Origin of the sequence: Streptomyces sp. NPDC094448 (genome assembly GCF_044763775.1) — a bacterium.
In the GTDB taxonomy this organism is placed as follows: domain Bacteria; phylum Actinomycetota; class Actinomycetes; order Streptomycetales; family Streptomycetaceae; genus Streptomyces.
In genome coordinates, this window is record NZ_JBIWGU010000015.1 from 63,068 (window position 1) to 82,474 (window position 19,407).

The 19,407-nt window shown below is 74.6% G+C and carries 19 protein-coding genes; 10 read left to right on the forward strand and 9 right to left on the reverse strand.

Features of this window, described 5'->3' with window-relative positions; genetic code table 11:
* Window positions 1–19: 19 nt before the first annotated feature.
* Complete coding sequence (locus ACIQ9E_RS26250) at window positions 20–745, reverse strand: TVP38/TMEM64 family protein (RefSeq protein WP_403711034.1); 726 nt, start codon at window positions 743–745, stop codon at window positions 20–22.
* A gap of 504 nt (window positions 746–1,249) precedes the next feature.
* Between ACIQ9E_RS26250 and tuf the strand changes: the two genes are divergently transcribed.
* Both tuf and ACIQ9E_RS26260 read left to right on the forward strand, forming a co-directional pair.
* Window positions 1,250–2,422, forward strand: a complete 1,173-nt coding sequence (tuf, locus tag ACIQ9E_RS26255) for an elongation factor Tu (RefSeq protein WP_403711036.1) — start codon at window positions 1,250–1,252, stop codon at window positions 2,420–2,422.
* Between the two features lie 99 nt (window positions 2,423–2,521).
* The gene (locus ACIQ9E_RS26260; RefSeq protein ID WP_403711038.1) at window positions 2,522–3,391 is read left to right on the forward strand and encodes a spermidine synthase; all 870 of its coding nucleotides are present in this window, start codon (window positions 2,522–2,524) and stop codon (window positions 3,389–3,391) included.
* Window positions 3,392–3,465: 74 nt separating this feature from the next.
* Here the strand turns inward: ACIQ9E_RS26260 and ACIQ9E_RS26265 are convergent, their stop codons facing one another.
* Window positions 3,466–4,275, reverse strand: a complete 810-nt coding sequence (locus ACIQ9E_RS26265; RefSeq protein WP_403711040.1) for a hypothetical protein — start codon at window positions 4,273–4,275, stop codon at window positions 3,466–3,468.
* Between the two features lie 99 nt (window positions 4,276–4,374).
* Between ACIQ9E_RS26265 and ACIQ9E_RS26270 the strand changes: the two genes are divergently transcribed.
* Window positions 4,375–4,638 carry a hypothetical protein gene (locus tag ACIQ9E_RS26270; protein ID WP_403711042.1) on the forward strand — a complete coding sequence of 88 codons (264 nt, stop codon included), beginning with the start codon at window positions 4,375–4,377 and terminating at the stop codon, window positions 4,636–4,638.
* Between the two features lie 151 nt (window positions 4,639–4,789).
* Complete coding sequence (locus ACIQ9E_RS26275; protein ID WP_403711044.1) at window positions 4,790–5,242, forward strand: DUF4442 domain-containing protein; 453 nt, start codon at window positions 4,790–4,792, stop codon at window positions 5,240–5,242.
* Window positions 5,243–5,296: 54 nt separating this feature from the next.
* Here the strand turns inward: ACIQ9E_RS26275 and ACIQ9E_RS26280 are convergent, their stop codons facing one another.
* The 5 genes from ACIQ9E_RS26280 to ACIQ9E_RS26300 form a co-directional block, all read right to left on the reverse strand.
* Window positions 5,297–6,715, reverse strand: a complete 1,419-nt coding sequence (locus ACIQ9E_RS26280) for a cytochrome P450 (protein ID WP_403711046.1) — start codon at window positions 6,713–6,715, stop codon at window positions 5,297–5,299.
* Complete coding sequence (locus tag ACIQ9E_RS26285; RefSeq protein ID WP_403711048.1) at window positions 6,712–7,338, reverse strand: GTP-binding protein; 627 nt, start codon at window positions 7,336–7,338, stop codon at window positions 6,712–6,714. The genes ACIQ9E_RS26280 and ACIQ9E_RS26285 overlap by 4 nt, the downstream gene beginning before the upstream one ends.
* Entirely contained in the window at window positions 7,319–7,687 is a 369-nt protein-coding gene (locus ACIQ9E_RS26290; RefSeq protein WP_403711050.1) for a DUF742 domain-containing protein, read from the reverse strand. The genes ACIQ9E_RS26285 and ACIQ9E_RS26290 overlap by 20 nt, the downstream gene beginning before the upstream one ends.
* Entirely contained in the window at window positions 7,684–8,109 is a 426-nt protein-coding gene (locus ACIQ9E_RS26295) for a roadblock/LC7 domain-containing protein (RefSeq protein ID WP_403711052.1), read from the reverse strand. The genes ACIQ9E_RS26290 and ACIQ9E_RS26295 overlap by 4 nt, the downstream gene beginning before the upstream one ends.
* Window positions 8,110–8,356: 247 nt before the next feature.
* Window positions 8,357–10,345, reverse strand: a complete 1,989-nt coding sequence (locus ACIQ9E_RS26300; protein ID WP_403711054.1) for an ATP-binding protein — start codon at window positions 10,343–10,345, stop codon at window positions 8,357–8,359.
* Window positions 10,346–10,804: 459 nt separating this feature from the next.
* Here ACIQ9E_RS26300 and ACIQ9E_RS26305 point away from each other — a divergent pair, with 459 nt between their 5' ends.
* Entirely contained in the window at window positions 10,805–11,563 is a 759-nt protein-coding gene (locus ACIQ9E_RS26305; protein ID WP_403711056.1) for an acyltransferase, read from the forward strand.
* Between the two features lie 61 nt (window positions 11,564–11,624).
* Here ACIQ9E_RS26305 and ACIQ9E_RS26310 read toward each other — a convergent pair whose 3' ends face one another.
* A complete protein-coding gene (locus ACIQ9E_RS26310) occupies window positions 11,625–12,491 on the reverse strand; it encodes an EamA family transporter (protein WP_403711058.1) in 867 nt (288 codons plus the stop codon).
* Between the two features lie 94 nt (window positions 12,492–12,585).
* Between ACIQ9E_RS26310 and ACIQ9E_RS26315 the strand changes: the two genes are divergently transcribed.
* Together ACIQ9E_RS26315 and ACIQ9E_RS26320 are read left to right on the forward strand one after the other, a co-directional pair.
* On the forward strand, window positions 12,586–13,158 hold the full coding sequence (locus ACIQ9E_RS26315) for a helix-turn-helix domain-containing protein (RefSeq protein WP_403711060.1): 573 nt from the start codon (window positions 12,586–12,588) through the stop codon (window positions 13,156–13,158).
* Window positions 13,159–13,233: 75 nt separating this feature from the next.
* Entirely contained in the window at window positions 13,234–13,788 is a 555-nt protein-coding gene (locus ACIQ9E_RS26320; RefSeq protein WP_403711062.1) for a YbaK/EbsC family protein, read from the forward strand.
* A gap of 82 nt (window positions 13,789–13,870) precedes the next feature.
* Here the strand turns inward: ACIQ9E_RS26320 and ACIQ9E_RS26325 are convergent, their stop codons facing one another.
* Complete coding sequence (locus ACIQ9E_RS26325; protein WP_403711064.1) at window positions 13,871–14,278, reverse strand: CoA-binding protein; 408 nt, start codon at window positions 14,276–14,278, stop codon at window positions 13,871–13,873.
* Between the two features lie 93 nt (window positions 14,279–14,371).
* Here ACIQ9E_RS26325 and ACIQ9E_RS26330 point away from each other — a divergent pair, with 93 nt between their 5' ends.
* From ACIQ9E_RS26330 to ACIQ9E_RS26340, 3 genes are all read left to right on the forward strand, one after another.
* Window positions 14,372–14,998: a YigZ family protein gene (locus ACIQ9E_RS26330; protein WP_403711066.1), complete on the forward strand. Its 627-nt coding sequence runs from the start codon at window positions 14,372–14,374 to the stop codon at window positions 14,996–14,998.
* Between the two features lie 111 nt (window positions 14,999–15,109).
* Window positions 15,110–16,267, forward strand: a complete 1,158-nt coding sequence (locus ACIQ9E_RS26335; protein WP_403711068.1) for an exonuclease SbcCD subunit D — start codon at window positions 15,110–15,112, stop codon at window positions 16,265–16,267.
* A complete protein-coding gene (locus ACIQ9E_RS26340) occupies window positions 16,264–19,320 on the forward strand; it encodes an AAA family ATPase (protein ID WP_403711070.1) in 3,057 nt (1,018 codons plus the stop codon). The genes ACIQ9E_RS26335 and ACIQ9E_RS26340 overlap by 4 nt, the downstream gene beginning before the upstream one ends.
* Window positions 19,321–19,407: the final 87 nt, after the last annotated feature.

Genomic DNA, 19,407 nt, shown 5'->3' on the forward strand with positions numbered 1-19,407 from the left:
CGTCCGGTTAACTCCTGGATCAATTCCCGCGCAGGCGATGGCGTTTGCGCCAGGCGACAACGCTCGCCACCACTCCGGTGACGACGATGAACCCGGTCGACACCAGGAAGGCGGGGGAGGTCGGCGAACCCGCCCGGCTGCCCGCGATCACATACGCGGCGGTGTTGGGGATCGACCCGATGGCCGTCGCCAGCAGGAACGGCGCATAGCCCATCCGGGAGACCGCGGCGCAGTAGTTGGCCGCCGCGAACGGCACCCCGGGGAACAGCCGTACCCCCAGCATCGAACGGAAGCCGTGCGCGCTGAACTGGTGGTCCGCCGCCTTCAGCCAGCGGCCCCGCAGCAGCGGGCGGAGCGCGTCCTGCCCGAGCAGCCGGCCGAGAGTGAAGGCGATACCCGCGCCGAGCACCGTGCCCGAGAGCGCCGCGACCAGTCCGGCCTGGGAGCCGAAGAGCGCCCCCGCGGCCAGGTTCAGCAGCGGCCGGGGCACGAAGGCCGCCGTACACGCCCCGTATGCCGCGGCGAAGAGGACGACCGCGGCCGGACCGCTCAGCGCGAACGGCGGCCATCCGTCGGCCAGCGCCCGCTGCGGCTCGTACAGCAGCACCAGCGCACCCGCCGACAGCAGCATCAGCGCCAGCAGCGACAGCTTCGACCACGGGGAGAGGAGTGCCCTGCCGCAGCGGGCGGCGAGGGCGGTGGCGGGCCGGGGGCCCGCGACGGGCCCGGGCGCGGGTTCGAACATCCGGGGAGCGTAACCGACGCGGCCGTCAGGGCGCCGTAATGGGCGCCTCACCTCCCGGCGGGGATCGGCGGGGTTCAGTGGAGTCCGGTGGGCATCGGCGGCAGTCCGCGGGCTCGGCGCGGCTCGGCGGGGCTCGGCGAGGTCGGTGGGGGACGGCGGGGCCCCGGGGCATGATCGCCGCTGAGCCGCTGAGCCGCTGAGCCGCTGAGCCGCCGGTGGCTGGGCCGCCGGTGGCGCGGGGCGGGTCCGCCCGTCCGCGCCGTGGGAAAACCGGTCGACCGCCGGGGGGCTCCTCCGCCATGATCGACCCATGTTCCGGCCCGCCCTTTCCCCTGATCGCTGCCTTGTCGCAGCGACGGTGAGGGCTGCCGTGATCCTCGTCGCCGACGGCGCCCGAAGCTGACCCTTCCCGGATCGTCCGGTGGGACCCCCAAGGGGGAGGGTCGGCAGGCCCCAGGGGTCCCGTTCCACACCACACCTCCTGAGCTTCGAGGACGATCACACATGGCCAAGACCGCCTACGTACGCACCAAGCCGCACCTCAACATCGGCACCATGGGGCACGTCGACCACGGCAAGACCACCTTGACCGCCGCCATCACCAAGGTCCTCAGCGACCGCGGCACCGGCAGCGGCTTCGTGCCCTTCGACCGGATCGACAAGGCTCCCGAGGAGGCGGCGCGCGGTATCACCATCAACATTGCGCACGTCGAGTACGAGACCGACACCCGCCACTACGCCCATGTCGACATGCCCGGCCACGCCGACTACGTCAAGAACATGATCACCGGCGCAGCGCAGCTGGACGGGGCGATCCTCGTGGTCTCCGCGCTCGACGGCGTCATGCCGCAGACCGCCGAGCACGTCCTCCTCGCGCGCCAGGTCGGCGTCGACCACATCGTCACCGCGCTCACCATGGCCGATGCGGGCGACGACGAGCTGACGGACCTGGTGGAGCTGGAGGTCCGCGATCTGCTCACCCGGCACGGCTACGGCGGCGACGCCGCGCCCGTCGTCCGGGTCTCGGGCCTGCGCGCCCTGGAAGGCGACCCGCGCTGGACGGGAGCCGTCGAGGCGCTCCTCGACGCGGTCGACACCTATGTGCCCCTGCCGGTCCGCTACACCGACGCGCCGTTCCTGATGCCGGTGGAGAACGTCCTCACCATCACCGGGCGCGGCACGGTCGTCACCGGCGCCGTCGAGCGCGGAACCGTACGCGTCGGCGACCGGGTCCAGGTGCTGGGCGCGGACACCGAGACCGTCGTCACCGGCGTGGAGACGTTCGGCAAGCCGATGGAGTACGCCGAGGCCGGGGACAGCGTGGCGCTGCTGCTCCGCGGACTCCAGCGCGACGCGGTCCGCCGGGGCCATGTCGTCGTCGCACCGGGCAGCGCCACCCCGGGCCGGCGTTTCACGGCGCGCGTCTATCTCCTCTCCGGGCGCGAAGGCGGCCGGACCACACCGGTCGCCACCGGCTACCGGCCGCAGTTCTACCTCCGCACCGCGGACGTCGTCGGGGACATCGACCTCGGCGAGCAGGGCGTCGCCCGCCCCGGGGAGACGGTCACCATGACCGTCGAGCTGGGCCGGGACGTCCCGCTGGAGGCGGGCCTCGGCTTCGCGATCCGCGAGGGCGGCCGTACCGTCGGCGCGGGCACGGTGACCGAACTGCTGTAGGGGGGGGCGCGGGCGGCCGGGCTCCGTACGATCCCGTACGGAGCCCGGCCGGCTCGCGGGCCCCTCCGGCCCTGCTCCCGCGGCACCGACAATGGGGGAGTGGAGAACGACCGACACCCCGCACCGGCCGAGGCGATACCCGTCGCACGGGCCGTCGACCACGGCTTCGCCCGGCTCCTGCCCGACGTCGACCGGGAGCGGGCGATGCTGCTGACCGTCGACGGCGCCCCGCAGTCGTACGTCGACCTCGACGACCCCACCTACCTGGAGTTCGAGTACACCCGCCGGATCGCGCACCTGCTCGACTCCTGCGCCCCGGCGGGTGCCCCGCTCGACCTGCTCCACCTCGGCGGGGGCGCACTGACCCTGCCGCGCTACGCCGCCGCGACGCGGCCCGGATCGCGGCAGGACGTGGTGGAGGCCGACCGCGGGCTGCTGGAGCTGGTCGCCGAGCAGCTGCCGCTGCCCGCCGGATCGGGCATCACGGTCCACACCGCCGACGCCCGCGCCCATGTCGAAGCGGCCCCGGCGGACAGCGCCGACGTCCTGGTCGCCGATGTCTTCGGCGGTTCGCGGGTGCCCGCGCACCTCACGTCCGTCGAATTCGCCCGTGCCGCCGAGCGGGTCCTGCGGCCCCGCGGGGTGTACGCGGCCAACCTGGCCGACGGCGCGCCCTTCGGCTTCCTCGGCTCCCAGCTCGCCACCTTCGGCACCGTCTTCGGTGAACTGGCGCTGATCGCGGAGCCCGCCGTACTGCGGGGGCGCCGTTTCGGCAATGTGCTGCTCCTCGCGTCCCACGCACCCCTCGACACGGCGGCCCTCGCCCGGCGCACCGCGGCGGACGTCTTCCCCGCCCGGGTCGAACACGGGCCCGCGCTGGTACGTTTCGCCGGGGACGCCCGGCCGGTACGGGACGCCGAAGCACGGGATTCGCCGGAGCCGCCCGCCGGGGCGTTCGGCATCGGCTGACGGAACTGACGGAACTGACGCGAGAGACGGAACAACCGGCGGGGCCGGTGCTGACGGGGTGGCGCCGGAGCGGACTACCCCCCGGCCGCGTTCACCTGGCGGACGGTGCCCAGGATCTTCTGCACCGTGGCCTCCGGGAGTTCGCCCTTGACACCCTTGACCCCGTGCAGGACGAAGGTTTTGATCTCGCCGGTGGAGTCCTTGAAGCTGAACGCCGTCGACTTGCCGTCGGTCTCGCAGGCGTGACGCTTCGTCGTACCGTTCGCCGTGGCCGTGGCGACGCTGCCGGCCAGCCCCGAAGCGGTCGTGAACGGCCTGGCCCGCGCGACCTTCACCGTGCCCGCCGGATCTCTCTGTGCATAGGCCGCCCAGGCCCAGTTCCAGGCCTCGTTGTAGGCGGCGTCCGCGGTGTTCCGGGCGCCCCGCGCGCCTTTGGTGCCCGCCGTGGCCAGACCCCAGTCCTCCTTGGTGCCGTCCTTGTCGTAGTCGTACAGACACCAGGCGGGCCGGAGCTGGGCCGGGGCCGACATCACGACCGCGGGCGTGCCGTTGCCCAGCTTCTCGTCCTCGTAGCCCGTCTGCATCCCGGCACCCATCAGCGTCCATTCGGGCGGTACGTCGAACATCGTGCCGTGCTGGGGATTGATGACCACCTTCCAGCCGGGGACGGCCGGTTCGGCGTCCTTGCCCGCGCGCGGGTTCTCCTCCGTCGACGTGACCGGGGGCGGTGGCTGAGTCCCCGCCGTCTGCGCGGTATCCGCCGGCCCCGCGGAGGCGCCGCCGCCCTGCCGGTCCGCCGCCCGGTCGCCGGTGTCCCGGTCCCCGCCCAGCACGACGACCCCGGTGACGACGGCGGCCGCGACGACCGCCAGTGCCGCCACCACGGCGACGACGGCCGTCTTCCGGCGGTCCCCCGGCGGTCCGGGCGGCGGACCGGAGACGGCGCAGGGTGAGGCAGCGGCCTGGGAGACGGTGGGCTGCTGGTGGAGCCCCGGCTGCTGGTAGCCCGGCCGCCCGCCCGGGCCCGGCGGCTGCTGATAGGGGTTCGGCTGCTGATACCCGGACTGCTGATACCCGGGCTGTTGATAGCCGGATGGCCGGTACCCGGGCTGCTGATGATCCGGCTGCTGGTATCCGGGCTGCTGATACGAGTAGGGAGCATGCGGGCCGGGGCCCTGCGGGCCCTGCTGCGGAGGGTCCCCGTCGCCGGGCTGCTGCTGCTGTCCTGCTGGCCACATGGCGAGTAACCCTAAAGGGTGGCCCCCGCGTCCGGCCGGCCGGTCCCGCGGGCGGCCGTGGCCCGGCTCCGCCGATCGCCCCGGCGGGGAGCCGGGAGGCCCGGATCCGGTGTGCGGAAGGGTCTGGCCAAGAGTTCTACCCGTCGGTAACATCGCGGCCATGAGTGCTGATCAGAAGTCCGTGGGCGAGCTGCTCGCCGCCACCGTCCCCATGGTCCGGACCCTCAATCTGGAGTTCATCGAAGCGACCGCGGAGCGCGCGGTGCTGCGCCTGCCGGACCAGGCCGACTTCCACAACCATGTCGGCGGACCCCACGCCGGTGCGATGTTCACCCTCGCCGAGTCCGCCAGCGGCGCGATCGTCCTCGCCGCCTTCGGCGATCAGCTGCACCGTGCGGTGCCGCTCGCCGTGAAGGCCGAGATCGGCTACCGGAAACTGGCCAAGGGCGAGGTGACGGCCACCGCGACGCTCGCCCGCCCGGCTGCCGCCGTCGTCGCCGAACTGGACGCGGGGGAGCGGCCCGAGTTCGACGTCACGGTCGAGATCCGGCGCGCGGACGGTGCGGTGACCGGGCTGATGACCATCACCTGGACCCTGCGCCCCTCCGCCTGATCCGGCCGTGCGCCCGCCCCGCGCGGCGGCCGGCCCGGGGAGCCCCGGGCAGGTTCAGCGGACGACCGGGGTGAACCGCACCGGGAGTGCGACCAGCCCCCGCGACCGGACCGAGAGGCGCCAGGCCGGCTCCGCCGCCTCCTCCGCGAGCACGGTGTCCGGCAGTTGCTCCAGCAGCGTTTCGACCGCGGTACGGGCCATGACGTCGGCGAGCAGCGGCGCGGGGTAGGGGCAGCGGTGGGCGCCGCCCCCGAAGGAGAGGTGCGCCGCGTTCCCGGCGCCCGTCCGGCCGCCCGGCCAGATCCCGGGATCGGTGTTGGCCGCCCCCAGCCCCGGCACCACCCGGTCCCCGGCCCGGATCCCCTGTCCGCCGAGCCGGGTATCGCGCCGGGCGCGGCGCCCGGCGGCGAGCTGTACCGGTGTGTCCAGCCACAGCACCTCGTTCAGCGCCTCCCCGACGCTGAGCCGCCCCCCGGAGACGTCCCGGGCGAACCGTTCGTCCGTGAGCAGCAGCCGGAGGGTGTTCCCGATCCAGTCCGCCGTCGGCCGATGGGCCGCCGCGACCAGCCCCAGCACCTGCCGGGTCACCTCCTCGTCGGTCGCTCCGGCCGGATCCGCCAGCAGTGCGGAGACCACGTCGGGGCCGGGTGCGGCGCGCCGCACGGCGACCAGCCGCCGTACCCGCTCACCGGCCCGGACGTACGCGGCCACCGCCTCGTCCCCCCGGGCACCGGCGCACTCCCCTCCACTCGCCCCGTTCCCGCCCGGCCGGGCCCTCTCCGCCCGGTCCGCCACGGGCTCCCCGTCGCCCGCGAGTGCGGTGCCCAGATCGCGTACCAGCCCTTCGGTCGCCTCCGTCCCCGGCGGCAGCCCGCACATCAGGACCGCGGCGCGCAGCGACAGCGACCGGGCATAGGCGCCCATCAGCTCGGCCCGGCCGCTGCCCGCGAAGGCGTCGATGAGGCGCTGGGCGATACCCCGGCAGCCCTGGGCCAGTTCGAAGTGGTCCACGGACTCCAGGGCCCGGGCCACCGACGGCACCCGCCGCAGGTCCGTCGCCGGTCCGGCCCCCGGCCCGCCGTCCGCTCCCGGCCACGGTCCGGGACCCGGTGCGTCCCGGGCGAACAGTTCGTCGTGGCCGGTGACATGGGCCACCTCGGCATAGCCCAGCACCAGCCACGCCCGGACGCCCCCGGCCAGGACGACGGGGGCGACGCTCCCGTGCGCGCGCCGCAGGGCCGCGTACCGTCCGGGCATCCCGGCGCCGGCCGAGGGGGCGAACTCGACGGCACCGTCCTGGGCCGGGCCGCTCCCGGTCCTGCCGGGGCCTTCGGAACCCCCGCCGCCGACGGTGCCCGGAACCGGACCGGGCGGCGGCCCGGACGCTACGAGCCGCTCGTCCGCGGGCGTGCGGGCACGAAGGGCAGTGTCCGGGCCCGGGGCGGGCCGTGCGGTGTCGCCGCGGTTCGTCATGGGGCGGTCTCCCGGGCCAGGGTCAGATCACGGAGGTGGTTGACGAGGCTGAGCAGCACGTACTTGCCCGAGGCGCGGACCCGGGCGTCGCAGTCGACCAGCGGTACATGCGGGGCCAGCGACAGCGCCTGCCGTATCTCCCGGAGCGAGAAGAGCGCCGGGTCGTTCTCGAAGCGGTTGACCGCGACCACGAACGGCGTGCCGTGGTTCTCCAGCCGGTCGATCGCGTACCAGGAGTCGCTCATCCGGCGGGTGTCCACCAGGACCACCGCGCCGAGCGTCCCCGCGAACAGCCGGTCCCACAGGAACCAGAACCGCTCCTGGCCGGGCGCGCCGAACAGATAGAGCACCAGCCGTTCGTTGAGGCTGATCCGGCCGAAGTCGAAGGCGACCGTCGTGGTCGACTTGGCGGTCGGACCGGCGGTCTCGTCGATGCCGAGCCCCGCCTGGGTCATCACCTCCTCCGTGTTCAGGGGCCGGATTTCGCTCACCGACCTGACCAGGGTGGTCTTGCCGACGCCGAAACCGCCCACGATCACGATCTTCAGCCCGGTGTCGGCCGAATCCGTCAGCGGGGTGAACGCCGGTGGCCCGGCGGACAGCTCAGAGGTTGCGGAGTCCATGGAGCACCTCTTCCAGAAGGGCCGAATCGGGCAGACCGGCGAGTGAACGCGCCGGCCTCGGCCGCCGTGCGGTGATACGCCCCGTCGCCAGCAGATCCCCGAGCAGGATCCGTACGACCGTGACCGGCAGCCTCAGCTGCGCCGACAGTTCGACGACGGAGACCGGATGCCGGGCCAGACCGAGGATCCGGGCGTGCTCCGACTGCATGCCCGGTGCCGGGCCGCATTCGCCGACCACCAGGGTGACCAGGTCGAAGGTGCGCTCCAGATCGGCGCCGACGGTGCAGCGGCCTCCGGTGACGGTGTACAGACGGTCCGGTTCCCCCAGGTCGACGGGGTGACGGGTCATGGGCGCGTACTCTCCGGACCGGGCGGGATACGGGGCTCGGCGCGCAGGTGGTGCCCTATGCCGTCGACGAGTTCGGTCATCTGGTGGCCGACGGCGCCCGGATCGGCGCCGTCGTCGGCGACCACGGCGAGATGGGCGCCCTCCCCGGCCTCCACGATGAACAGCAGACCGCCGTGGAACTCGGTCATGGAATGCCGTACGCCGCCGGTGCCGTCGCCGAACTCGACGGACGCCCCTTGGGCGAGGGCCTGGATGCCCGAGCAGATCGCGGCGAGCTGATCGGCCTGGTCGAGGGTGAGCCGCGGGGTCCAGCAGAGTTTCAGACCGTCGCGGGAGAGCACCAGGGCGTGCCGGGTGCCCCGGGTGCGGTCGATGAGGCCCTCCAGGAGCCAGGTGAGGCTGGTATCGGTGGTCTGCTGCATGGTCGGTTGGGGCGGGCGCCGGCCTCGGCCGGGGCGCCGGCCCGTGCCTCCTGTCGTGGGGATCGTCGGGATCGTCGGGGTGACGAGGGTGTTCGTGGCGCTCGGGTCGGCCGCCCCGGCCCGCTGACCGGTCCGGTTCGGTCCGTTCCCGTACCGCGTCGTACGGGCGTCCGGCGGGCGTGCGGACGGGGCCGGCCGGGCCGGGACGGACGGAGCCGTACGGGACCGGTGGCCGTGGTCGCGGCCGTCATGGGCGGGAGCCGTCCGCGGCGGGCTCCGCAACCGGTTCACCGCCGGTCCGTCCGCCTGCCCGCGCGGGGATCGGACTCGTACCGTGCACGGGCCCGTCGAGCGGCCCCGGCCCTCCCGCCGGGTCACGGGATCCGGCGGCCCCGACGGCGTCGCCGCGCACCGGGCCGCGGGCGGCCGTCGAGCGGACCATCGAGCGGTGGAAGGCGCCGAACTGCGCGCCCGCGTTCCGTCCGCCCCCGCCGGTGGCACTGGTCGTGCCGGTCGTGCCCGACAAGTCCCCGGGAGCCTCCGGCCGGCCTCGGTCGGCCGCCGCCATGGTGCGGCCGCGGGGCCGTACCGGCAGCCCGTTGGGTGTCGCCAGACGCGGCCCGGCGGGGGTTCCGGAGGAGCGGGGCGGCGGGATCCCGGGGCCCGGGGCGGCGGCCGGCGGTACGGCACCGGGGCCCGGATACGGGGACCGCGGATCCGGCGGTACGGGTCCGGGCAGCACCGGGTCCGGGAGTGCGGGTCCGGGCAGCGCGTCGGAGGGCCAAGGGTCCGTCCCGCGCTCCGGCGACGGCCCGGGGGCCCGGCGCTCGCCGGGGACCGGGGCCTCCGGATCCCCCTCGGCACTCTGCCCCGCTTCCTGGTAAGGGAGTTGCTCCTGGTGCAGCAGTTGCGGGGGCAGCAGGACGACCACGCCCGTGCCGCCCCGCGACGACGGCCGGTAGGTCACCGTTACACGGTGCTTGACCGCCAGCAGCCCCACCACGACCAGCCCGATCCGGGTGCTCGGCAGATACGAGAGGTCGGCGGCCCGCCCGGACACCGCCTCCTCGGCCCGCCGCAGCTGTGCCTCCGCCATCTTCAGACCGCTGTCCTCGACGGTGACCACCAGACCGGCCGCCCGCTCCTCGACATAGACGTGCACCTCGTCCACGGGAGGGGAGAAGTTGGCCGCGTTGTCCATCAACTCGGCCAGCAGATGCATGACCGCCTCGGCCGCGTACCCCGCGATCCGCGCCGTACTGGTGGAGTGCAGCCGGACCCGGCGGTACGCGGAGATCCGGCCCACCGCCCCGCGCAGCACCGACTCCATACCGATCGGGCGGTTCCAGGTACGGCTGGTCCGGCCGCCCATCAGCAGGGACAGCCGGTCCGCCAGCAGCCCCAGCTGGGAGGTCTTGTGGTCCAGTCCCAGCAGTTCGCCGAAGACCTCACCGCCGTGACGATCCTGCATCTCGCGGAGATCGGCGAGCATGCTCACGGCCATGGCCTGGACCCGGCTGAGGGTTTTGGTGCCCGCGCCCATCACGGCGGCTGCCCGCCGCTCGCTCCGGGCCACCTCGCGGACGATCGTGTCCAGCAGGATCCGGAGCCGGTCGTCGCCGGGGGGCTTCAGTCCGGCCAGTACGGTGTCCGCCGCATCGCCCGCCCGCAGCCGGGCCAGCGCCGCGGGCAGGGCCGACGAGGTGAGCAGGTCCAGTTCGTCGGCGGACCGGGCGAGTCGGCGCACCGCGGTGACGCTGTCGGCGGTCGCGGCCCTGGCGACGCTCTCGCCCGCCGCGAGTTCGGCCGCGCAGTGGGCCAGTACCGCTCGCAGCAGGGGATGCGCGGGCTGCGGTACGTCTCCGAGTACGGCGTCCGCGCCCTCTCCGTCCCGCAGACGCTTCACGACCAGCGGGAGGGTGACCTCCAGCAGCCGTACCACGTCCTCGTCGGACCGGGCCGAGCGGATCCGCAGGGCCCGTGCCACCTCGTCGGACGCGGCCGCCGCGGCGCGCAGCCGCCGGGCGTTGAGCGTGCCGAACACGACCCCGGCCGTGATCGTGGCCCAGGCGAGGGTCACCGTGACCGCCGCCCAGACACGGGCCGGGGCGGGGGCCGCGGCGATGGCCGTGACCCCGGCGACGGCGGCCAGCGCGACGGCGGCGGGGGCGACGGCGGGCGGCAGGGGCCGCGGGGTGCGTATCCGATGCGGTTTCGGGGCGACTTGCACGGACATGGGGTCCTTCGCTGCTGGAGTCTGCCGGCCCCGTCGGCGGCGAGCCGGCGGCCGCTGGGGGTCCGGACCGGCATGCCCGGAGACAGGGCCGGGAACGGAGGGGTGCGGTGGGCCGATCCGCGCGCATCGGCCGAACGTGTGGGCGGACACCGGAAGTTGACGGTGATCTTCCGCACGGGCGTGGCGCTCATGCTAGCCACGGGCCGTCCACGGCGAGCCCGGACCGCGGGGACTCCCCACAGAACGGAGGACTTCGCAGCGAAGTCGCCCGGCGGGGGCCCGGATCGTGGTATCGGTGGCTCCGCCCCGGGCCGGCGTCCGGGGCGGGAGGGCGGACTTCCGGCCGGGACCGGCGCGGGGCGGCATGCGCGGGATGGGCGTCCGACGGGGCTGCGGGCGCGACCGGGACGAACGTCACAGCCGGGGGCCCTGAACCGGGCTGCTTCCGCCGACTACCGTATGCGGGTGCCCAGGAACAGCAACACGTTCTCGTTGCCCTCGCCTTCCGCCTGGTGGCAGAAGGCGCTGCACCGTGCCGTCCACCGGATGTGGCACGGGGCGCAGCGCGCGGGTGCGGTGACGGCCGAGCGGCCCGGACGGCTCCGGTTCCGGAGCATCGGCCCGGGGACCAGGCTGGCGTTCCCCCAGGGCACGGTCTTCGGAGAGCCGTGGATCGAACTGGGTGAGCACTGCATCATCGCCGAGCAGGTCACGCTCACCGCCGGCATGATGCCCGGCCTCGACCTGGGGCCCGATCCCGTACTGAGCCTCGGTGACGGGGTCGTCCTGGGGCGCGGCAGCCATATCGTCGCCGATGCCCGGGTGGCCGTGGGGCGGGAGACGTTCTGCGGACCGTACGTCTACATCACCTCGACCAACCACAGTTACGACGATCCCGACCTGCCCGTCGGCAAGCAGTGGCCGCGGAGTGCGCCCGTGACCATCGGCCCCGGCTGCTGGCTGGGCACCGGTGCCGTGGTGCTGCCGGGGGCGCGGCTGGGCCGCAATGTGGTCGTCGCGGCCGGTGCGGTGGTCCGGGGGGAGGTGCCCGATCACGCGGTGGTGGCGGGCGCGCCCGCCCGTACCGTCCGGAGCTGGCATCCCGAGCGCGGCTGGGAGCCGCCGCTGCGGACACCGCCGCCGGTGCCGATACCCGACGGCATCACCCCCGGCCAGCTGCGGGCCCTCGCCGAGTGGGAGCGGCGCGGGGAGGGGTGAGCGCCCGGGTGCCCCGGCGCCTTGGCCGGTCCCGTGCCGCGGGGCTCCCCGGTGCCGGTCGTCAGCCGCCCGCCAGGAGTACCGAACCCGCCAGGGCGAGCCCCGCGCCCGCCGCCTGGACCCCGCGCAACCGCTCCTTCAGCACGATCAGCGCCGCCATCACCGTGACCACCGGATAGAGATGCGAGAGGACGGCGGCGACGGTCACGGGACCGGTCTGGGCGGCCAGCGCATAGGTGCCGTTGGAGGCCACGTCCGCGAGACCGACGAACGCCAGCAGGGGCAGCGAGGACCGGAGCACCCGGAGTCCGCCGTCTTCGGGCAGTACGGGCCGGCCGCGCCGGGCCGTGACCGCCAGCGCCGTGCCGCCGACCGCGATGTTGACCGTCCGCTGGACGAAGAGCGCCAGGAACAGTCCGGTGACGCTGGACGACGCCTGGGCAATCAGGGTCATCACGGTGCCGAAGCCGAACGCGGCGACGAAGGTGAGGGCGACCGCCTGCCGCCGCACCGGAGCGCCGCGCAGTTCCGGGCCGCCCGCCAGCAGGATCCCCAGCACGGCCGTGCCGATCCCGGCGAGCTGGACCGGGCCGGGGCGTTCACCGGCGGCCAGCCCCACGGCCACGGGGACCGCCACTCCGAGGGAGCCGAGCGGGGAGACCACGCCCATCGGGCCGAGGGCCAGCGCCTTGTAGAAGGAGAGCAGTGCCACCGGGCCGATGACGCCCGCCGCGACGGCGTACCAGAGCCGCGGACCCGCCTCCTGCCAGGCCGCAGTCGCCACCACGATCACCCCGAGGACGGCGACCGCGATGCTCTGCGAGGCGAAGACCACGGTGAGCGCCGGGGCGCGCCGGGTGAGCAGCCCGCCGCCGAAGTCCGCCAATCCCATGAGAAGGGCTGTGGTCAGGGCGAACAATGCGACCATGGAAGGACCTCGCAGTACAGTGTGCTGGACAATGCAGTACAGCACACCGTAGTGCAAGATATTAAACTGCCGCATTGAATATAGTGGACGGACTGTGTCGGACCTCGAACACCTCAGCCAGTCGCTCGCCCGCAATCTGAAGCATTGGCGCGGCGAGCGGGGCTTCACCCTCGACACCCTCGCCGCCCGCTCGGGGGTCAGCCGGGGCATGATCATCCAGATTGAGCAGGCGCGGACGAACCCCAGCGTCGGCACGGCCGTGAAACTGGCGGACGCGCTCGGGGTCAGCATCGCCACGCTGCTCGACCGCGACCACGGGCCCCAGGTGCGGGTGGTCGCCCCCGGCGAGCGGATGCGGATGTGGTCGACCCCCACGGGCAGCTTCAACGAACTGCTCGTCGGCACCGAACTGCGCGGACCGGTCGAGCTGTGGTCCTGGCGGCTGGAGCCGGGCGACGGCAGCAGCTCGGACCCCCACCCCGACGGTACGGCCGAGCTGATCCATGTCACCGAGGGCGTGCTCACCCTGATCGTGGACGGCGAACCGCATACGGTGGCCGCAGGGTGCTCGGCCGTCTTCGAGGCCAATGCCCCGCACGCGTACCGCAACGACGGAACCGAGACCCTGGCCATGACCATGGCCGTCTCCGTACCGCCCGCGCGCTGACCGCTCGGCGCCGACCGCCCGCGGGCTGCCTGCCCGGGGGCGGATGGTGCCGGGGCGGCTTGCTACCGTGCCGCCATGCGCGCACCCATCGGTTCCTTCGACTCCGCCCGTCCCGCCCCCGAGGTCCTCGACCTCCTGGTCGCCCCCGTCGCCGACGCGGTACGGAACTGGACCGGTGACATCCCCGCCGACCAGCTCCTCCATGTCGACACCGACCCCGCCATCGCGGATACCGCGGTCTTCGTCGCCCACTACGGCGAGGAGCTGACCCGTCTGTCGGCCAACTGCGTCGTCGTCGCGGGCAAGCGGGGCGGGGAGACCACACTCGCCGCCTGTCTGGTGCTCTCCACCGACCGGGTCGACGTCAACGGTGCCGTCCGTAAGCAGCTCGGCGCCCGCAAGGCGTCCTTCGCCCCGCACGACACCGCCACCGGGCTGACCGGTATGGAGTACGGCGGGATCACCCCGATCGGGCTCCCCGCCGCATGGCCGGTGCTCGTCGACGCGGCCGTCGTCGACACCCCGTGGGTGCTCATCGGCAGCGGGCTGCGCCGTGGCAAGCTGATCGTCCCCGGCAAGGCCCTCGCGACCCTGCCGGGCGCGGTGGTCCTGGAGGGCCTCGGGATCTGAGCCACCGGTCCCGGCACCTTCCGGCGCAGGCCCACGCCCGACCGGCCCCGGCGCCGGGCCGTCCGCCGCCGCGGGCCCGGGATCAGCCCAGCCGGGGTATCTCTATAGCGGGGCAGCGGTCCATGACCATATCGAGCCCGGCCGCCCGGGTCCGCTCATAGGCCTGCTCGTCGACGACCCCCAACTGGAACCAGACCGCCTTGGCCCCCTTGGCGACGGCCTCGTCCGCCACCTGGCCGGCCCATGCGGAGTGCACGAACACATCGACCACGTCCACCTCGAAGGGGATGTCCGCCAGCTTCGCGTACCCCTGCTCGCCGTGGACCGTCTCGGCCTTCGGATGGACCGGCACGATCCGCTTGCCGTGCTGCTGGAGGAAGCGCGCGACGCCGTATGCCGCACGGGACTCGTTGGCCGAGAGGCCCACCACCGCCCAGGTGGAGCCCGTCGAGGTGAGAATCCTGCGGATGGTCTCGTCATCTGCGTACATGCTTCCGACAACGAGCCGCCCGTACGGACCATTCCCCTCCGTGACCACCTGATCGGGTGAAAGTCCGGAGTGGGCGGCGCATAGGGTGGTCGGATGCAGGAGCAGTACCGGACGGTCGCCGCCGCGGGCGTGTACGAGACCGAGATCAACAGATCGCGCTTCATCTGCGCGCTCGCGCCCGCCGCGACCGAGGAGGAGGCGCAGTCGTTCGTCGCCGGTATCCGCCGCGAGCACCCCACCGCCACCCACAACTGCTACGCCTATGTCATCGGCGCCGACGCGGCGGTCCAGAAGGCGAGCGACGACGGGGAGCCCGGCGGCACCGCCGGAGCGCCCATGCTCCAGATGCTCATCCGGCGCGACGTCCGCTACGCCGTCGCCGTGGTCACCCGCTACTACGGCGGCGTCAAGCTCGGCGCCGGCGGGCTGATCCGGGCGTACGGGGGAGTCGTCGGCGAGGCCCTCGACGCCGTCGGCACCGTCACCCGCCGCCGGTTCCGGCTGGCCGTCGTCACGGTCGACCACCAGCGGGCCGGACGGCTGGAGAACGATCTGCGGGCCACCGGCCGCACGGTCCGGTCCGTCCACTACGGGGAGCGCGTCGCGATCGAGATCGGTCTCCCCGACGCCGATGTCGACACCTTCCGCCGCTGGCTGGCGGACACCACCGCGGGCAGCGCCGCCCTCGAACTGGGCGGCGAGGCGTACGGCGATGCCTGAGCACCCCGCCCCTGCCCGAGTCCCCGCACTCGTAGCCGCACCCTGGTCCACTCCCGCCCGTCCGCCCGAAGCCGCCCGCGCTGTCACACCCCGCCGTTACGCTCCGGGATCATGAGATTCCTGCATACGTCGGACTGGCATCTCGGCCGGTCGCTGCACCGGGTGAGCATGCTCGGCGCCCAGTCCGCGTTCCTCGACCATCTGGTCGACCGGGCCCGCGCCCTCGACGTGGACGCGGTCCTGGTGGCGGGAGACGTCTACGACCGGGCCGTGCCACCGCTGGCCGCCGTCGAACTCTTCGACCGCGCGCTCCACCGCCTCGCCGACGCCGGGGTGCCGACGGTCATGATCTCCGGCAACCACGATTCGGCGCGGCGGCTCGGAGTCGCCGCCGGACTCATCGAGCGGGCCGGGATCCACCTCCGTACCGACCCGGCGGGCTGTGCCACCCCCGTCGTCCTCACCGACGACCACGGCGATATCGCCCTCTACGGACTGCCCTACCTGGAACCCGCCCTGGTGAAGGACGAGTTCGGAGTCGCCCGCGCCCGGCACGAGACGGTCCTCGCCGCCGCCATGGACCGGGTCCGCGCCGACCTCGCCGCCCGGCCGCCCGGCACCCGCTCCGTCGTCCTCGCCCACGCCTTCGTCGCGGGCGGTGCCGCCAGCGACAGCGAGCGGGACATCACCGTCGGCGGGGTCGCCGCCGTGCCCCCGGCCGTCTTCGACGGCGTCGACTACGCCGCCCTCGGCCATCTCCACGGCTGCCAGACCCTCACCGACCGGGTCAGATACTCGGGCTCCCCGATCGCCTACTCCTTCTCGGAGTCGGCCCACCGCAAGACGATGTGGCTGGTCGACCTCGGCGCCGCAGGGGCGGTGACGGCCGAGCGGATCGACTGCCCCGTCCCCCGCCCCCTGGCCCGGCTCACCGGACGGCTCGACGAACTCCTGGACGACCCCGCCCACGAGCGCCACGAGGACTCCTTCGTCGAGGCGACCCTCACCGACCCCGTCCGCCCCGCCGACCCGATGGCCCGTCTCAGCCACCGCTTCCCCCACGCGCTCAGCCTCGTCTTCGCCCCCGAACGGCAGCCCGAGGACGACACCCCCTCCTACGCCCGGATGCTGCGCGGCCGGACCCGGCAGCAGATCGCGGAGGACTTCGTGGCCCATGTCCGCGGCGCCGGACCGGACGACGCCGAACGCGCGGTGCTGAGCGCCGCGTTCGACGCGGTCCGCGCGGCCGATGCGGAGGCCGCCGGATGAGGCTCCACCGGCTCGCCGTCACCGCCTTCGGCCCCTTCGCCACCACCCAGGACATCGACTTCGACGCCCTGACCGCCGACGGGCTCTTCCTGCTCCACGGCCCCACCGGCGCCGGGAAGACCTCCGTACTCGACGCCGTCTGCTTCGCCCTGTACGGAAAGGTGCCCGGCGCCCGGCAGAGCCCGGGCACCAGCCTGCGCAGCGACCACGCCCCCGTGGACACCTCCACCGAGGTGCTCCTCGACCTCACCGTCGGCGGACGCAGACTGGAGATCCTCCGCAGCCCTGCGCAGCCCCGCCCCAAAAGGCGCGGCACCGGTTTCACCACCGAGAAGGCGCAGAGCAGACTGCGCGAACACGATGCCACGACCGGGGCCTGGCGGGCCCTCAGCCGCTCCCACGACGAGATCGGCGAGGAGATCGAGCAGCTCCTCGGGATGAGCCGGGAGCAGTTCTGCCAGGTCGTCCTGTTGCCCCAGGGCGACTTCGCCCGCTTCCTCCGTGCCGACGCGGAGGCCCGCGGCCGGCTGCTCGGCAAGCTCTTCGACACCCGCTGCTACGCCGCCGTCGAGGAACGCCTCGCGGAACGGCGGCGGGCGGCCGAAGCCCGGGTACGCGCCGGGGACGAACACCTGCTGGCCCTGGCGCACCGGATGGAACAAGCAGCCGCGGGTGCGGCCGGCGATCTCCCGCCGCCCGGCCACCGGCCCGGTGAACCCGGGCTCACCGCAGCCGTCCTGGAGTGGGCGGCCGTCGCCCGCGCGGGCGCCCGGGACCGCCTGACGGTCGCCGACAGCGCCTTGGCCCTGGCCGAGCACCGCGGGGCGGCGGCCCGTACCACCCTCGACGACGTACGCGAACGGGACCGGCTCCAGCAGCGGTACGCGGACGCCCGCCTGCGCCACCGGGCGTCCGAGGCCGCCCGCCCTGCCCACGAGGCGGTCCTGGCCGAACTGGAACGGGCCCGCAGGGCCGAGCGGGTGGCCCCCGCGCTCACCCTGCGCGCCACCGCCGACCGGGACCACCGCACCGCGGCCGCCGCCCTCACCGCAGCCCGCGCGGCCCTGCCCGGCGATCTCGCCGACGCGGGCGCCGACCGGCTCACGGAAGCCGAGCGGACCCTCCGCGGCGAACTGGGCGCCCTGACGGCCGCCCGCCGCGCCGAGGCCCGGGGCGAAGAGATCGCCCGGGAGAAGGCCCGGCTGGAGCGGGCGGCCCGCGCCGACGAGGACGCCCGGCAGGACGACGACGCCTGGCTCCAGGGCTGGGAGGTGCTCCGCCGGGCACACCAGGACGAACTGACGGCCGCCCAGGACGCGGCCACCCGCGCCGAACAGCTCGCCGGCCTCCTCGGCCCGGCCCGCCGGCGGCGCGACGCCGCCCTCGAACGGGACCGGCTGACCGCCGACGCCGATACCGCCGACGAAGCGCTGCGCGCCGCCCGTGACACCGCCCTCACCGGCCGTACCGTCTGGCTCGACCTCAAGGAGCGGCGGCTGGCGGACTTCGCCGCCGAACTGGCCGCCGCGCTCGTCCCCGGCGACCCCTGCACCGTCTGCGGCTCCGCCGACCACCCGGCACCCGCCGCCCCCCGCCCCGGCGGGGTGACCCGCGCCGACGAGGACGCCGCGTACGAACACCACACCCGCGCCGAGGAGGCCGCGGCCGCAGCAGGGCGGCGGGCGGCCCGTATCCACGAGGCCCGTGCGGCCGCCCGGCGGCAGGCCCGCGCGGACGGAGCACCGCCCGCCGCAGACGGAAACCGCCCGGACGCGCACGACCCCGTCGCCGCCGAACTGGCCGCCGCCGTGGCGCAACTGGAGCTGGACCACCGCGGTGCCCGCGACCGCGCCTCCGGAACCCACGCCGCCCGTGAGGCACTCGACCGCGTCGAACGCGAACACGAGGACCGCCTCTCCGCCCGGCACCTCCTCGACCAGCGCGGCGCGGCCCGCACCGCCGCCCGTGAGGCACTCGACCGGGAGCAGGCCGCCCTGGCCGAACAGCTGGAACAGGCGCGCGGCGGGGCCCGCAGCGTCGCCGAACGGGCCGCCGTCCTGGAGCGGAAGACCCGGCTGATCACCACCGCCGCCGAGGCCGTACACGCCGCCGACCGGGCCGCCCGCCGGCTCAAGGAGGCCGACGGCCAGGTCGCCGACGCCGCCTACCGGGCCGGGTTCGCCACCCCCGCGGAGGCGGCCGGCGCCCTGCTCGGGGACCCGGAGCACCGGGCACTCCAGCACCGGGCCGACGACTGGCAGGCCGAGGCCGCCGCCGTCGCCGACCGGCTCGCCGAATCCGCTGCCCGGGACGCCGCCGCACTGCCCCCTGCCGAGCCGGAGGCCGCGGCGGGCGTACTGGCCGCCGCGGAACGCGCCGCGCGGGACGCCGCGTCCGCCCGGGACACCGCGCGGGAGCGCTGCGCCGCCCTCGACACCCTCTCCGGCGACGCGGCCCGATCGGCCCGGGAACTGCGCCCGCTGCGCGAGGAGTACGAGCGGGTGGCCCGGCTCGCCGCCCTCACCGCGGGCACCTCCGCCGAGAACGAACGCCGGATGCGACTGGAGTCGTACGTCCTGGCGGCCCGTCTCGAACAGGTCGCCGCCGCCGCCACCGTACGGCTGCACAGAATGTCCGCCGGGCGCTACACCTTGACGCACTCCGACGCCCGCTCCGGCGGCCGGAGATCCGGCCTCGGCCTGCACGTCGTGGACGCCTGGACCGGCCGGGAGCGGGATACGGCCACCCTGTCCGGCGGCGAGACGTTCTTCGCCTCCCTCGCACTGGCCCTGGGCCTCGCCGACGTGGTCACCGAGGAGGCCGGCGGTATCCGGCTCGACACGCTCTTCATCGACGAGGGCTTCGGCAGCCTCGACGAACAGACCCTCGACGAGGTGCTCGACGTGCTGGACTCGCTGCGGGAGCGCGACCGCAGCGTCGGCATCGTCAGCCATGTCGCGGATCTGCGCCGCCGGATCCCCACCCAGCTCGAAGTGGTCAAGGAGCGGCACGGCTCGACGGCCGTCCTGCGGACGGGCGGATCCGGCGACTGAACGGGCCGCCCCGGGACCCGGCGGCGCCCCGGCAGCCCTGAGCGGGCGGATTCAGCGGCAGAGCGGGAGGCGGGCGGCGTTCTGCCG

Excerpts from the sequence above, each read along its gene's own strand:
- ACIQ9E_RS26250 (WP_403711034.1), bottom strand. The coding sequence starts at position 745 with ATGTTCGAACCCGCGCCCGGGCCCGTCGCGGGCCCCCGGCCCGCCACC.
- tuf (WP_403711036.1), top strand. The coding sequence starts at position 1,250 with ATGGCCAAGACCGCCTACGTACGCACCAAGCCGCACCTCAACATCGGC.
- ACIQ9E_RS26275 (WP_403711044.1), top strand. The coding sequence starts at position 4,790 with ATGAGTGCTGATCAGAAGTCCGTGGGCGAGCTGCTCGCCGCCACCGTC.
- ACIQ9E_RS26280 (WP_403711046.1), bottom strand. The coding sequence starts at position 6,715 with ATGACGAACCGCGGCGACACCGCACGGCCCGCCCCGGGCCCGGACACT.
- ACIQ9E_RS26285 (WP_403711048.1), bottom strand. The coding sequence starts at position 7,338 with ATGGACTCCGCAACCTCTGAGCTGTCCGCCGGGCCACCGGCGTTCACC.
- ACIQ9E_RS26290 (WP_403711050.1), bottom strand. The coding sequence starts at position 7,687 with ATGACCCGTCACCCCGTCGACCTGGGGGAACCGGACCGTCTGTACACC.
- ACIQ9E_RS26295 (WP_403711052.1), bottom strand. The coding sequence starts at position 8,109 with ATGCAGCAGACCACCGATACCAGCCTCACCTGGCTCCTGGAGGGCCTC.
- ACIQ9E_RS26300 (WP_403711054.1), bottom strand. The coding sequence starts at position 10,345 with ATGTCCGTGCAAGTCGCCCCGAAACCGCATCGGATACGCACCCCGCGG.
- ACIQ9E_RS26305 (WP_403711056.1), top strand. The coding sequence starts at position 10,805 with ATGCGGGTGCCCAGGAACAGCAACACGTTCTCGTTGCCCTCGCCTTCC.
- ACIQ9E_RS26310 (WP_403711058.1), bottom strand. The coding sequence starts at position 12,491 with ATGGTCGCATTGTTCGCCCTGACCACAGCCCTTCTCATGGGATTGGCG.
- ACIQ9E_RS26320 (WP_403711062.1), top strand. The coding sequence starts at position 13,234 with ATGCGCGCACCCATCGGTTCCTTCGACTCCGCCCGTCCCGCCCCCGAG.
- ACIQ9E_RS26325 (WP_403711064.1), bottom strand. The coding sequence starts at position 14,278 with ATGTACGCAGATGACGAGACCATCCGCAGGATTCTCACCTCGACGGGC.
- ACIQ9E_RS26330 (WP_403711066.1), top strand. The coding sequence starts at position 14,372 with ATGCAGGAGCAGTACCGGACGGTCGCCGCCGCGGGCGTGTACGAGACC.
- ACIQ9E_RS26335 (WP_403711068.1), top strand. The coding sequence starts at position 15,110 with ATGAGATTCCTGCATACGTCGGACTGGCATCTCGGCCGGTCGCTGCAC.
- ACIQ9E_RS26340 (WP_403711070.1), top strand. The coding sequence starts at position 16,264 with ATGAGGCTCCACCGGCTCGCCGTCACCGCCTTCGGCCCCTTCGCCACC.